This is a genomic window from Candidatus Dormiibacterota bacterium (assembly GCA_035544955.1).
GTDB lineage: Bacteria > Chloroflexota > Dormibacteria > CF-121 > CF-121 > CF-13.
The window spans coordinates 1-13,968 of the sequence record DASZZN010000022.1 but is presented as its reverse complement, the minus strand read 5'-3'; the positions used below and the strand labels follow the sequence as shown (position 1 = coordinate 13,968).

At 63.1% G+C, this 13,968-nt stretch carries 12 protein-coding genes; 4 read left to right on the top strand and 8 right to left on the bottom strand.

Annotation, left to right across the window (positions count from 1 at the left end; all coding sequences use genetic code 11):
• Positions 1-580 precede the first annotated feature (580 nt).
• Positions 581-1,087, top strand: a complete 507-nt coding sequence (locus VHK65_08120; GenBank protein HVS06120.1) for a hypothetical protein — start codon at positions 581-583, stop codon at positions 1,085-1,087.
• Between the two features lie 400 nt (positions 1,088-1,487).
• On the opposite strand, the gene VHK65_08115 is transcribed toward VHK65_08120, so the two are convergent.
• Positions 1,488-2,198 carry a DUF4386 domain-containing protein gene (locus VHK65_08115; protein HVS06119.1) on the bottom strand — a complete coding sequence of 237 codons (711 nt, stop codon included), beginning with the start codon at positions 2,196-2,198 and terminating at the stop codon, positions 1,488-1,490.
• Positions 2,195-2,521, bottom strand: a complete 327-nt coding sequence (locus VHK65_08110; GenBank protein HVS06118.1) for a zinc-binding dehydrogenase — start codon at positions 2,519-2,521, stop codon at positions 2,195-2,197. The genes VHK65_08115 and VHK65_08110 overlap by 4 nt, the downstream gene beginning before the upstream one ends.
• A gap of 217 nt (positions 2,522-2,738) precedes the next feature.
• On the opposite strand from VHK65_08110, the gene VHK65_08105 reads away from it, so the two are divergent.
• Together VHK65_08105 and VHK65_08100 are read left to right on the top strand one after the other, a co-directional pair.
• Positions 2,739-2,891: a hypothetical protein gene (locus VHK65_08105; GenBank protein ID HVS06117.1), complete on the top strand. Its 153-nt coding sequence runs from the start codon at positions 2,739-2,741 to the stop codon at positions 2,889-2,891.
• Positions 2,892-3,011: 120 nt separating this feature from the next.
• Entirely contained in the window at positions 3,012-3,251 is a 240-nt protein-coding gene (locus VHK65_08100; GenBank protein ID HVS06116.1) for a hypothetical protein, read from the top strand.
• A 179-nt stretch (positions 3,252-3,430) separates the two neighbouring features.
• Here VHK65_08100 and VHK65_08095 read toward each other — a convergent pair whose 3' ends face one another.
• From VHK65_08095 to VHK65_08080, 4 genes are all read right to left on the bottom strand, one after another.
• Positions 3,431-6,388, bottom strand: a complete 2,958-nt coding sequence (locus tag VHK65_08095) for an AAA family ATPase (protein ID HVS06115.1) — start codon at positions 6,386-6,388, stop codon at positions 3,431-3,433.
• A 572-nt stretch (positions 6,389-6,960) separates the two neighbouring features.
• Positions 6,961-8,715, bottom strand: a complete 1,755-nt coding sequence (locus VHK65_08090) for an aminoglycoside phosphotransferase family protein (protein HVS06114.1) — start codon at positions 8,713-8,715, stop codon at positions 6,961-6,963.
• A 12-nt stretch (positions 8,716-8,727) separates the two neighbouring features.
• Positions 8,728-9,828 carry an RHS repeat-associated core domain-containing protein gene (locus VHK65_08085; protein ID HVS06113.1) on the bottom strand — a complete coding sequence of 367 codons (1,101 nt, stop codon included), beginning with the start codon at positions 9,826-9,828 and terminating at the stop codon, positions 8,728-8,730.
• Between the two features lie 542 nt (positions 9,829-10,370).
• On the bottom strand, positions 10,371-10,655 hold the full coding sequence (locus VHK65_08080; protein HVS06112.1) for a carboxypeptidase-like regulatory domain-containing protein: 285 nt from the start codon (positions 10,653-10,655) through the stop codon (positions 10,371-10,373).
• Positions 10,656-10,749: 94 nt separating this feature from the next.
• Between VHK65_08080 and VHK65_08075 the strand changes: the two genes are divergently transcribed.
• Positions 10,750-11,211, top strand: a complete 462-nt coding sequence (locus tag VHK65_08075; GenBank protein ID HVS06111.1) for a hypothetical protein — start codon at positions 10,750-10,752, stop codon at positions 11,209-11,211.
• Positions 11,212-11,413: 202 nt separating this feature from the next.
• Here VHK65_08075 and VHK65_08070 read toward each other — a convergent pair whose 3' ends face one another.
• Both VHK65_08070 and VHK65_08065 read right to left on the bottom strand, forming a co-directional pair.
• Entirely contained in the window at positions 11,414-13,132 is a 1,719-nt protein-coding gene (locus VHK65_08070; GenBank protein HVS06110.1) for an HD domain-containing phosphohydrolase, read from the bottom strand.
• A 553-nt stretch (positions 13,133-13,685) separates the two neighbouring features.
• Positions 13,686-13,968 (bottom strand): dihydrofolate reductase family protein (locus VHK65_08065; GenBank protein ID HVS06109.1); only part of this gene is annotated, 283 nt, incomplete at its 5' end.

Sequence of the window (13,968 nt, the reverse complement as noted above, 5' to 3'; positions counted from 1 at the left end):
GTCTCTCAATCGGCGCGCATCTGCACTTCCAACTCGAAGTCGGCGGCATGCCGACTGCCCCAGGTCCGTTGATCGGCTGTTAGACGAGCCTCGGGCCTGCGAGTCCTCGGTCAACCAGCCAGTCATCTTCGAGTGACGTGCGTGCGAGCTCCCCCTAATCTGCGCAAACCGCGCCACGAGAAGTGGCTAACGGCAAGGACGGTTTTCGGCGTTCATAACGATGATTCGCAGGCGGTTGTGATGCGGTGGCGTTGACGGGTGCGGCGCCGCAGCAGTCACAGTCCCGCCACAGGCCGCACACATCAATCTCAAATGAACGTCTGCCACTCTCTGAATTATGGCCAAACAGCTACGCCGGCGAGTGGTGATGCGATTGCTGGCGGGCAGAGGAAATCGATGGGTCATAGTCGCTGTGCTGATGTCTGCGGTGATCCTCCTTGACGCCGCCTGCAGCACGTCCTCGGCCACAGTCACGCGCCCCTCGCCAAGATCAGCCGGCAGCAGCTCAGCCGGCGGCCTCGGATCGGGCGGCGGCGGATCCAACGCTCGGTCCGGACCGGCCTCAGGGGGAGCAGTAGGCATGGTCGTTACCGTGTCCACGACGGGCTTCACATTGTCGACATCAGCGGGTCAGAAGGTGACCGTCGACGAGGCGTCCACTACGACATACCAGAAAGGCACGAGCTCGATCTCGGCGAGTGCCATTTCAACAGGCGAAGACGTCCTCGTACTCGGGACAACCAGCGGCACGACCATCACGGCCACGCAGGTCATCGTGCAACCAACTGGCGGCGGCGGATCTGCGACTTCCGCGGCGGCAGGGGTGATCCCCTTCCAGCGCGGGGCACCGACCACGTCAAAGCAGTCCGGCCAGATCCCGCCGAACTACACTCAGGGGTCGGGGACGATCGTCAGGGGAACGACAGCGAATAAGGCGACGGAAGCTGCGCTGGCCGCCTACCCGGGGGGCGTCGTCGACCGTGTAGTGCAGCTGAGCAACGGCGAGTACGAGGTCCACAACATCGGCGTCAACTGGCCGCACCACATCTTCGTCAACCAGGACTTCAAGGTCGTCGGCGCCGACTAGCCGCCACGGTAGAGCTCACCTTCTTGGTGTCCGGAGGAATGAGGCTGATGAGGCCGCGTCTCCATCCGCTGAGCGTCCGCCGACCGTCCGCCGACCGTCCGCTAGACATTCGCAGCCGAGGTCCTAGCGAGCCAGATTGCAGTTTCTGAATTCAGTTGGAGTTCGAAACTTGTCCGGTTGGGGTCGTTTCTCCTCGGACCTACGGTGCTCGCCGCTCAGAGGGCGTAGGCGCGCTGGAGGGTAGTGGAGGATGGACGAGCGGATCAACGTTGCTGGCATCGGCACCGAGGCGCCGCAAACAACAATGCTGAATTGCGGAGCTTCGTCGGCGGACGGCTAACACAACGACAGAGTGAACTTGTGGCGATCGCTCTGAGTCGCGTGGAGTGGGACCGAAGGGTCAGGCGCCCGCAGGTGCGGGCGCCTGTTCCCATTTCGCGATGTCGACACCCCTGACCAGCAGCCAGCCGCTCATCGCAACAATGGCGATGATCATGGGCACCTGGAGAAATGATGTCGAGAGATTCGGCAGCAGGATTAAGGCGAAGGTCCGGAGTGCGAAACCAATGCCACCCACGACCACGAGAATCCCCAACCACGCTGGCAGGTACCCAGACCGGAAGATCAAGTAGCCAAAGCAAATCGAGCCGACGCCATAGAACACGAGCGACATGCCCCCGCCGAGCCCATACACGTTCAACGAGAGCAGCACAAGGGAATTGAGCTGGTCGGCCGAGAACGACTTTAAATAGGCATCGCCTCCAAGCAGAAGCGAAGGAACGAAGTAGAACAGCTCGGCGAACGCGAACACCGCCGCCGCCATAACCTGGAACAAGGCGCCGAGCCCGGCCACCAAGAGATCAAGTCGCCTCAACAGGACGAAGAGCACGACTGCCAAAGCGACGTTGCAGCAGCCTTCGACGAGATAGCTCGCAAATCCAAAGCGAAACAGTGCGTCTGAGGCGATGATGTGATGGGCGGTAGCAGCGGCGTCGGTGGGCGCGACGAGCTGTGACGGTGCGAACCCCTCACCGAAGCCGCCTGCGATGAGCGACACGAGAAAGAGAATCCCCCCAATTCTCGCAATCTCGACTGCGGTCTGGCCATTCATGAGATGCGCACCGCGACCTTGGCCCGGGCGTGGCCGTGCTCGATGTACTGCAGTGCTTCGGGCACGCCGTCGAGGTCGTACCGCCGGTCGATGACCGGGACCACGCGCCCATCCTCGAGTACTTCGCTCAGGACGGTCATATCGGCTTTTTTGAGGCTGGCGATGAACAGCACGATAGCATTGTGAGTACCGATCGAGGTAACCCGGTTCCGCAGGAAATGTCCAAGCGCGCAGAAACTTCCGAATTTCAGGTGCTGAATGCCGGCCGCTCCGATCCCGATGAAGCGCGCATCGTGCTTCATGACACGTCGACAGCGTCGCAACGAATGCGTGAGGTGCGCGAAAAGTCCGTCGTGACCAAGACATCGCGCTGATTACCTAGTCTTCTTAGTGCCTAAATGCTGGTCCGAGATGGAAGGTAGGTATCCGCATGTCGTTCCCCGATGGGGAATGCGATTGCGAAGGGTTAGTGCGCAGGAGCCAGTTCCGTTGACTCGCTTTGGTGGCCAACCATTTTTCCCAGGAGAACCTAAATGGCCCGTGCATCCGTCGGTCGGCCTGCCGCTAACCTTCCTCTGCCAGATCGCTGTACCGTCCGGCGTGGCCGGAGACGGCAGCTGGCTCGTGCACATCTTTATTGACGTCAGTTTCCAAACCTGGGCCGATACGATGATCGTGCATCCTTCGGGTTGATCATCGACGCGAACAGAGGCGAGGCGAACTGGGCCGACCTATGCGCATGAGTGGCCGGAGTCGGAGCTGGATCGCGAACGATTTAATCATGGGCCGCAATTTGGCTTCGTCATTTCCGAGGTGGACCTAGTTCCAGGCGCGGATCCCGTTGGTTGGCCGGAGGAGGGCCACTGGGAGACGACGAACGACGACTGGAACAAAGTGGGTGGCACGGCCCTGACGTTGCAGGGCGGCGCGGACAGTTTCTGGCTGAAGGATGGAAATTTCTCGCCTCGTTCGGCGCCGACGAGGTGGGGCACGGCATGGGTGACGGTGGTCATTGCTGCGTCTGGATCCACCCAGATGGGCGCGGAGCTTTAGACGTGCAGGCCCATTGAGCGAGATCCTACCTGCCGTCCCCTCCTCTGGCCGTCAAACGTATTTGAGAAGAACCGGTGGTATTTGCGCCCCCGAGTCCGCTCGGGGTCGCCAACACTATCTGAGAGCCTCGGCATGAACCGAGGCATACCTCCTAGGCGATCAGGCGTCGGATGGAGTACTCAGGATTCGAGAACCAATGAAGCTTGTTCCACGACTGTGCCCAGGCGCTCGAAGATCGAGTGCGCCTCTTCCTTCGCGGCCAGTGCCGCGTCCCTGTGGCCAGCTTGCGCCTCGAGGCGCGCTAAGGTGACGAGAGAGCGCGCGACCTCGTTCTCAGCGCCGATCCGCCGCAGTTCGGTCAAGCCCTCGCGGAGCTTAACGGCCGGCAACTGACTGAGCTCGGCGCGAAGCCGGCGGCACTTTCCGGCGAACAACGGTGCCGGTCCACGCGTTGCGGCATCCTCGATTCGATCGAGCAAGGCGATCGCGTCATCTCGAGCACCCGCTGCAATCAGGTCTTCGACCAGCCCCGGCGAAAAGTAGAGCCAGCCGAGCAGGTGACGCACCCGTTCGAGCATAGCGATGAGCCCGACCTGGATCTGCAGACCCTGTTCCGGCTGCCCGGTATGGCAGAGAGCGCGCGCGATCATCAGCTGGGCAAAGCCTCGGAAGTAGTCCGTTGGAGCTGCTTCCATACTCGCCTGTCCTGATTCGAGCGCGCCCGCCCAGTCGCCCTGCTCGGCCTGAATATGGCTCTTCATCCAGTAATTGAAGGAAATGATCGTAATGTCTGATCGTTCTCGGCCGATCGCGATGCCGGCGTCGGCTTCAGCTAGGGCCGCCGTCCAGTCCCCTCGAGCGACGTGCAAAAGGCAGGCGCCGCCGTGCGAAACATCGATTGGAAACGACTCGTAAGACGATTCAAGAAGCTTGCGGGCCTTCTCTCGATGGGCTAGCGCCCGCTCATACTCACCGAGCAGCGTGATCGGCCAGACAAGAACCGCCTCGGCGAAGATCGCGTCACGAACATTGCCGGAGCGTACACAGAGCTCGAGGGCATGCTGCAGCGTTCTTTCTACCCGCTTGTAGTCGAAAAGCATCGCGAGTTCGCGGTGTCCGAGCTGCCCATAGAAGGCGCCGAGAAGGCTCTCATCTCCGAGCGATAGCACCATCGGCTCGTGGGCCGTCAGCAAGTCGTAATACTCCTGGTTGCGGAAGCGGAAGTGGTATTCCCTCGTCTGTTCGACGAACAGTTTTAGAAGTCTGCGCCGGTTGGCTTCCGTATCAGGGAGTTTTTCCAGGAGCTCCTTTGCTGCCCGGTAATACTCGTAGGCTTCGTCGAGTGCATTGCGCCGGTCCGCGATCCGGTTCGCTAGTAGCAGGTAGTGCACGGCTCGTTCGGTGTTGGCACTTCGCTGGTAATGGTGCGCGAGTAGCTCGGCGTGCTCTCCGGCGCGGTCGCCGTAGATATGTTCAAGTGCCTTTCCTACCGCTTCGTGCAATTTCTGCCGCTGGGCTTCGAGCAGCCCGTCGTAAGCCACCTCCTGGGTAAGCGCATGTTTGAACATGAAGGTGCGTTGCTCCGCATCCGGCTGCTCACGAACGAACTCCAGGCGCTTGAGCTCTTGAAGATGTGCCGCCGGCCCATCCTGCCCGTCCCAAACGGAGTCCATGACCTCGAGGGTGAACTCCCGTCCGATCACCGCGGCTAGCTGCAGGGCCCGCTTATGCCCCTCGCTGAGGCGGTCGATGCGCGCCGCCAGCACGTCATGCACACTGTGCGGCACGCTCGGCATCTCGTCTGCCACTTTGTCCAGCACCGACCGCGACAGTTCTTCCAGGAAGAAGGGGTTGCCTTCGCCACGCGCCACGATCTGGGAAACGGATTGGCCGTCAGTGCCGAGGATGGTTCGGACAATGTGCTCGCTTGCCGTCGCATCCAATGGGTAAAGTACCTCCTGCCTGGCGAACGACTTGTCCGACCAGGGTGGTTTGTAGCCCGGGCGAAAGGTGCCGACGAGCAGGATTGGCGTCGTTTCAATTTCCTCACTGAACAGAGCCAGGAACTCGCCCGTGGTGGGGTCCACCCAGTGAAGGTCCTCGATAACGAGGACGAGCGGACGCCGTTTCGCGGTCGCAACAAGGAGATCGCGCATGGCTCGGAATGTCTGCCCTTTGATGGTTGGCCGGTCGAGGTCCTTCAGCTCCGATTGGCGCAGCGGCACATTCAGCCCGTTGAGCAGAAACGGAATGTAATGCTGGTCGAGACCGAATAGCGCAAGGGAGCTGCGGAGCTTAGCCTCGACAGTATCGTCGTCATCGGTAACCCCCAGGTCGCAGATCCGTCGAACGATTTCGAGGAGCGGCAGATATGCAAAGCGGCTGCCGAAGGAAAGGCACCGACCTTCCAGGATCGTCGCGTTGGCGGCGGCCTCCCTTGCAAACTCCAGCACGACCCGAGACTTTCCAAGTCCTGGCTCGCCGACGAGACCGACAATCTGACCGCCCGCCGCGGATGCCATGCGTAGCGCTTCTTGGAGGACGGCAATCTCCCGGTCGCGACCGACAAAGGGCGATAGCGCCAGCTCAGGCAGTTCCAGCGGTGAAGTCCTCGGACCGATCCCGATAACCCTGACGGGCTGGACGCTGCGCTCCTTGACCCGAACCTCGGGCGCCGCCGCGACGGTGATGTAGCCGCGCACGCTGTGAGCGGTCGCGTTGCTCATCAAGATCTGCCGCGGCTCGGCCGCTGCCTGCAGGCGCGCGGCGAGGACGATAGTTTCGCCGAACGCGGAGTAGTCGACCCAGAGATCGTCGCCGATTGGGCCCACGACCACGCCGCCGCTATTGATGCCTATCCGAACATCGACCTCGGCCCGATCGCGGATCTCGATGGCCGCGAGCGCAGCCCTGCGTGCGTGGTCCTCGTGCGCGATCGGCGCTCCGAACAGCGCCATGAAGCCGTCGCCCATGAACTGGTTGACGGTGCCCTCGTAGCGGTGGACGGCGTCGAGGCCAACCTTAAAGAATCGGTTGACCAGCGCGTGAAAGCCCTCGGCGCCGAGCTTGGCAGCCAGCGCGCTCGACTTGACGATGTCACAGAAGAGCACGGTCACCTGCTTTCGCTCGGCCTCCATCGAGGTCCGAGCTGCGATGATGCGCTCCTTTAAGTGGGCGGGTGTGTAGGCGGCAGGCGTGGCCGCTGCAACGGGCCGCCCGCACTGGAGACAGAACTTTGCGTCAGCCGGTAGTCCCGCTCCACAATTGGCGCAGGCCACGCTGATTCCCGCGCCGCACAGCAGGCAGAAGCGGGCGTTGGCCGGATTCAGCTGGTCGCATCGAGGACACTGCACCTCAGAACCGAACCTTGATTCCCCCTGCTGACCGCCCCGACGAGGCAGTCAAACCGAGCCTCCTCCTCTCGGTTGGAGTGCTACTCCATTTCGGCGCGTTTGTCAACTGAGAGGCGTCCTGATGTGGACGTTCAGCGAAAGTGACCGCTCCTAACTGTTCAGCGATTCTGTCCTCCCATGAAGGAGGGCGGCGCAGGCTGATGGTGTTGAATCAGATGGGATTGGGCTTGCTCTCAAGCGAACAGGCCGCCTACTTTAGTGTGCGGCTATATCAAACGTATGTGAGCAAGACTGGTGGTATTTGCGCCCCCGAATCCGCTCGGGGTCGTTCTATCAGTTCTTATTAGCGCAGTGGCCTACGTAGTCACCACGGCGATCGCCCGTCGCAACCACGCAGCCGGATCATCACGGTGGTAAATCTGCTCGGATTCCTCGATACCATCGAGGAATCTCCTATAGATGAGCGCCAGGCGAAGGGCTGCGATGGGTCGGATCAACTCGGCGGCACGCGAGACGTCGGCGGACGGATAGGCGTCCTTCCAAGCGGCAATCCACGCGGCACGAACGCGATCAAGCCGCTCGGGCGGCACCCATCTTAGGAATGACGTCATGTCGAGGAGCGGGTGACCGATGCCGCTGTCCCCCCAATCGAGCAGCACAAGCTTGCGGCCGTCGAAGCGGTGGTTGGCCGGATGGAAGTCGCCATGGACGAGCGTGTCCTCAAGACCGCTTGCGTAGAGCGCGTCCAGCCTTGCCGGGATGCTGGTGAGGAGCCGGTCCAGGCCGACCTGCTCGGCGGGATTGAGCTCCGCTCGGACATCGTCGCGAGCCGCCAGGTGCGACACATCCCGCAGCAACGTTGCCCCGGTCCAGTCGGGAGCATCGGCGGCGAGGATGGCGTCGCGACGTGACCTCATCCGGCGCTGAAGGTGCACGAGTGACTCGACCATGCGGACCGTCAGCTGCTCATCGGGAAAGTACTGATCCTCCCCGGGCACGTCGTCGAGAAGAACCAAACCAGCCCGTGCATCGGCCACCAGCACAGCGGGCACACTGGCCCCTGCGTCATGGACCAGCCTGAGGATGGAGCCCTCATGCCGGAGAAAGGGCGGGACGTGCTTCAGCCATATGATCCCTCGGTCGCTTGGCAGCCGGAGCAGCAACGAGAGGTTCCAGCTGCGCACCTGAGCCGCCGGGCCCGTCCGCCGCCACCCGAGCTTGCCCAGCTCGCGATCGGCCCAGCCGATATCTGCCGCCACGCCTCCGAGCCGAGCCCAGGGCATGCGACGTGGATCGGTATCTGCACCGAGAACGAGGTGGTCACAATGCGCGAGCGGCAGTCTCGGCGGAAGCTCTCCGATCAGCTCAACCGCATAGGTGACTTCGGCACCGGACTCAAAGGGGGTCGTCGACGCGCTGACCAGACGCAGCACAATGCCGTCGAGGCCGAAGCGTTCCCGCAGGGCCGCCAGGAGGTCGGTGGTTCCCATCCACCAGGGTTCGGCGAGGTCGATGGCGGGGAGGCAGCCGAGCGCCCGCCCATCGCTTCGCAGCAGAACCGCGCGCGCACGCCTCCCCTCGGGCTTACGCTTGTTGGCTGCCGTCTGCGACATGGCCATGGTCAAGGTTTCATCATGCAACGTTGTGCCGAAGGTGACGGTCTCCAGCTCACTCCATGCAGGGCGGCTCCCATAGGCATCGCCTATCACGTATTTGCCAAGCACCAGTGGTATTTGCGCCCCCGAATCCGCTCGGGGTCGCCACGCGACCGCACGGTCGTACCCGCTGGCTGGGCGCTTCTCCACCGCCAGGCTCTGACCGGCTGTCACGGCCACCGCCGCGCGGATCAAGTGGATGATGACCCCCATGACCGAGGTCGCCATCAGGATTGCCGCCACGGTCACGACCTGCCTGCGGAGCGTGATCGACGAGGCGTGGACCAGCATGCCCGAGATGATCAGCAGCGCCCCGGTCACCGCCCAGGCGACGATCCATCCGCCGAAGGCCACGGTCTCCAGCGAGCCGTTCTCGATCAGCGAGAAGACGAACCCCTCGTCCGTCGACGGTTGACTTCGCAGGCCAACCATCGCGCGCAGGACGCGGCGAACCACTATGTCTTCATTTCAACACGCGGGCGCCGGTGCGGGTCCGGGCTGCGGACCGGGCGCCGGGCCCGGCGGTGGCTGCGGTGTCGGTTGCGGGGACGGTGCCGGGTTGCTCTGGCTCTGTTCGGTGGCCTTGTGCAGCGCCCAGAGGAGAGCCCCAATCGCGTCGAGGGCTTTGGAGATGACCGTAGAGCGGATCTCCTTGACCTTCGCCAGTTGCCAGGCCAGCCGCGCCATCCCTCCGATGTCGTATTCGGCCAGGAGCGAGAACGTCGCCGTTCGGATGTAAACGATCACGCTCACGCCCTCCCGGGCGGCGGCCACGGCCTCCTTGGCCTTGGCCGCCAATTTGAAGAAGAGCGCGGCGCTGCCCGCAATGCCCGCCGCGATCGCGATCGCGGCCTCCCACCAATTCCCCGACGCGGCATCGTTGATGGCCTGCACGACGCTCATCGCGGTGCTGAGGAGGTCAAAGAAAACCGAGAGCCCAAAGAGCGGCGGGATCAAGCCAAAGACCAGGCTCGCAACACTGGCAAGCAGGCCAATCGGCGTTGCCCAATTGCTCAGGAAGTTCCAGATGTCGTGCAGCTGATCGAGGCCACTTGGATCCACGAAATTGGTGGGGTTGCCGGCCGTATACCCGTAGGGACGTCCGGTCGCCCAGGTGATCGGATCTTTGCTGACGAATTGACCGGTCAGCGGGTCGTAGTAGCGCGCCTGCAGGTACTGGAAGCCCGTTTCAGCATCCGTATATTGGCCCGCAAATCCGATGGCCGTCCCGACGTTGCCGGTCAGGGCCGTCAGGTTGCCGTAGGGGTCGTAGCCATAGGTGGCCACGGTCGAGCCGCTTCCGTCGGTCAGGAATCGGGTACTGCCCAGCTGATCCTGATGCAGGTAGCTGAGGAGTTGCAGCGTCTGCGCGAATTCGGCCGCGTCGGCGGCGTCGAGGATCACTCGGGGGCATGGGGCGACCGCACGATGCCGACGAACACGAGCATGAAACCCCGCGAGCGCAGCACAGGCGCCGAGGATGGAGATGACGACGTCTTTGGGCTCGGCCACACCCGCCCAGAAGAAAGAGAGGCCCGAGTTTCCCCGGGCCTCTTCGTCGGGGCTCACGCCCGTCTCCCAGCCTTGGTTTCGCTAGGCAGCCCTTCCGAATTAGGCGTCCTCACTGGTGCCGGTTCTCCCACCGAAGCAGAGGGTGTTTCGCACTAGCCGCTCGTCTTCGACGCCGGCCCCTGGAGGAGGAGCGCCGCATGCGACAGGGCCGGGAGACGTCTCCTGGCCCATGAACGCTGGTGGCTAGAAGCTCAACTGGCGGCTGCTGACGGCCTTCTCCATAGTCGCGAAGAACCCGTCCAGGTCCTCGGCGCTAACAAAGCACCCCTGAAGTCTGCGTATCTCTCCATGTTCCAGAAGCTGTATGTCCCCTTGCCCAAAGAGGGCTTCCGCGCCGTTTCTGTCCAGAATGACCCGGCTGTCTGTCTGCGACGGCATCGGAAAGAGATGCGCGTGGGCATGTTCGCCTTCAGGGCGCCCGTTACGAATTCTATTGACGGTCGCTGCGTTGCGATAACCAAAATGGGCGGTACCGCGTGCAACCCGGCGTCAGGATTGCGGCGCCCTTGCGACTTAGCAGGGGCGGAGCAGTCACCAGCCTATATATGGACCAGCTTGATGTTCAGGATCGTTGTGCTGCCGGCCGTCACGATGCAGCCGGAGTTGATGGATGCGTAGTTTGTGGCGGAGGCAGAGACCCTCTTGTTGCCGGCGGACAGGTCGGTGAAGCTGTAATTCCCATTCGCATCGGTATACACGGTGATTCCCGGTTGATTGATGTACAGGCTCACCCCGGCGATCGGAAGCCCGGTGGCGCTATCGGTGACCGTCCCCTGGACGCTTCCGGCCTGAGCGGATGGCACCAGCCAGATGCTCGCGCTCATCTTGCTGCCCGCCCTTATGTTGATGCTCTGGCTCTGGCTAGGGTAGCCGCTGGCGCTCACCGCCAGGGTGTAGGTCCCGGCCGGGACGGACTCGGTGAATGAGCCGTTTGAGTCGGTTGTCGTGATGGGACCGCCCGGCCTCAGGGTCAGCGTGGCCCCGGGGATGCCGCCGTTCGTGCTCCAGTCGATCACCCGCCCCGTGAACGTGCCGCTGCTGGTCGGAATCGGGGTAGCGGTCGCGGTTGGCATTGCAGTCGGTGTTGCAGTCGGGCTTGCGGTGGCGCTTGCCGTCGGGCTCGGCGTGGCGATCACGCTTGCCGTTGCGGTCGGCGTAGCCGTGGAGTTGGGCGTGGAAGATGCGCTCGGAGTCGCGCTCGATGACGGCGACGCCGTCGGTATGGGAGAGCTCACAGCCGTCGACGGCGACGGGGAGAAAGCCGGGCGGCCCGTCGATGTACCACCTGAGGGCGCCGCTGCCGTCACTTGCCCATTTGGTGTCGCATCCCCATACCAAACCCATGAGACCCCGGACCGACCACTCAGGGCGTCCCGATAGGCATCCGAGTAGATCTGATCCGACAACGGAGCTATGCCCAGCATCTGTAGCGGGTCCTGGCGGTAGTCGGCGAGCTGAAGACCATCCACGCTTGTGGACATGACATGCAACGGTGGAATCCCCGAGGCGACCTGCGCCGCCAGCCAGAAGAAAGGCATTAACAGAGCTGGCACAGCGAGCCGGCGGAGCCGTGACTGGAGACTCATGCGCTTCGCTCCAACCATTCGAGGTCGACCGTGGGTTGGCCGGAGGAGGGCTTCTCCATCAGCAGCACGCGAACCGCCGATGCACACTTCATTAGCGCTTCGAACGCCGCGGGCTCGAACTGGGTGCCCGCCCGATTCTGGATCTCCGCCAACGCGTCCTCGAAAGGCAGCCCTTTACGGTAGGGACGGTCCGAGGTCATCGCGTCGAGCGCGTCGGCGACGCTCAGGATCCGGATGTGCGTCGGAATCGCGGCACCCTTGAGTCCGGCGGGGAAGCCCTTTCCGTCCCAGCGCTCGTGGTGGTGTAAGACGCCCAGAAGGCTGGGCTTCAGGTAGTTCAGTCCGGAAAGCATCTTGTAGCCGATCAATGGATGCTGCTTCATGCTGTCCCATTCGTCATCGGTCAGCGGGCCGGACTTGTGAAGCACCCGGTCCTCGATGCCGATCTTGCCGATGTCGTGCAGCAGGGCCGCGCGCCGTAGCGTCTTCCGGCTTTCCGCGTCAATCCCCATCGCCTGGGCAATCTCCAGGCTGATGGCCGCGACCCGCCTGGAATGGCCGAACGTCGACGGGTCGCGGGCGTCGATCGCCCGCGCCAGTGACTCGATGCTTGCGAAGTAGCTCTCCTCCAGCTCCGTCGTCTTCTGCTCGAGGCTCGCCGCCATCGCGTTAAAGGACTCCGCCAGGGCGCCGATCTCGTCGGTTGTCTCGATGGGGGCCCGATGGCTCAGGTCGCCTGCAGACACCGCCGCGGTCGAGCGCACCAAGTGTTCGACTGGCCGCGTGATGCGCCGTGCCACCAGGGTTCCAAAGAGCAAGGTCATGAGGGCGGCGGCCGCAAAGACGAGCACCATCAACATCCGGATCTGCGCCACCGACGCCTCGACCGCATCAGCTCGCAGCACGGCGGCGAGATAGCCGATCGAGCTGCTGCGAAGCCGCCAGTTGCCGACCAGGAACTCGTATGGATGGTCGTCGATCGTCAGGCTGATCCGCACCGGGCTTTGGGCCAGCTGCACGAGGACGCTCGGCATCAGGGAGGGCGCGCCCTTCAACGAAGACAGGAGAACATGACCGGTCGGGTCATAAAAGACGAGCTCGCTGGCGCGTGAGTCGCGGATGTTGTCGGCGATCTCGACCATCGATTCGCCGACCAGAACCGCGCCGACCACCGTCTTGGGATCTGAGCGAACAGGCCCAATCCAGTAGAGCATCGTGGCGGCCGACTCAGTCCGCGGAAAGACGTACTTGTCGCCCTGGGCGTCCACGTCCCCGTTTAGCACGCTACGAACCGGCGCCAGGTCGCCGAGCGGCTGGAGTTGCTGAGTGGTGCCTGCCGGTGTGAGCGTAAGCACCTCCTTGCCGGTTGCGTCGAGGACGCGAACGGTAAGCTGCGCCGGCGTCGCGTTGGCCTGGATCGGACGCAGGAGGCGGGTCAGTGAGGCGGTGTCGTTGGCGGCAAGCGCGGGGGCGACGCCCTGGGTGTCGATTGCAGCCCGCAACTGGGCCAGGCGTTCAGCCTCCAGCACGGCGAGGTGATCGTTGCTCAGGAGGCTGGCCCGCAGCAGGCTGCCTTCGAAGGCCGAGACAGTCGCGGTGGTAGCCCGCGAGGTGATGAGTGCCGTGCCGACCATGCCCAGGAAGGCGAGCAGCACGACGAAGGGCAGAACGATCTTTTGCCGAATGCTCGATCGCCGGCGGCCGGCTTGTGCCATGACAGTTACCATGGTCTCCGAGTTCGGTTACGGAACGTATTCCGTAACATCCTCGTTCGCTTGGCCGTGTTTCCCCTGGCACCTCAATAGACATGCCCGATGATTGGGTGGATCCGCTGCCCGACACCGCCACCGACGAAGTGGCGGTGCCAGCAGCATCTGTCGGAGTTCCATCGACGGCGTAACCGTATTAATCAAGAACGAAGCGTCGGTCTGGGGGTCCGTTCCTGCACTCCCGCTCAAGGGCTCGTGAACCTCGAAGTGCAACTCGGCAATGTCTTGGATCGGCGTAGGCCCACCGGAACGGCTTGGCGGTCTTGTTGTAGTGTTTGATGTATCGCATCAGCCACCGCTGGCGGCCCTACAGAAAGGGATGCCACCGGTGAAGGGTTTCGTGGACAAGATTCCGAAGCACGACCGAGACCGAGTCAGGCGAGACCTGCTCGACTACTGTCACCGGATGCGCTGGCGATGGTCAGGTTGGTCGAGACTTTGGAAGGCCTGGCCCGAGTCGCTTCATGATGCGGCCGACTCGGGCTAACAAGCCCGATGGCTACCTTCTCGGCTCGTACCGCATCGCCACTGCCCCCGAGCCGAACTCCAGCCGGCTCACCAGCTTCAAGTCGACATGCTTCGATAGCCCCGCGAACAACGTCGGCCCGTGGCCCGCGAGCCTGGGATGCACCACGAACTCGTACTCATCGATCAATCCCAGCTCCGTCAACGCCAGTGGGAGCTTCACACCTCCCACGAACAGTCCCTTGCCCGACTCCCGCTTGAGTTGCTGAACGGCCTTGCCCAGATCCCCGCGCACGAGTTCCGCGTTCCAATCGACC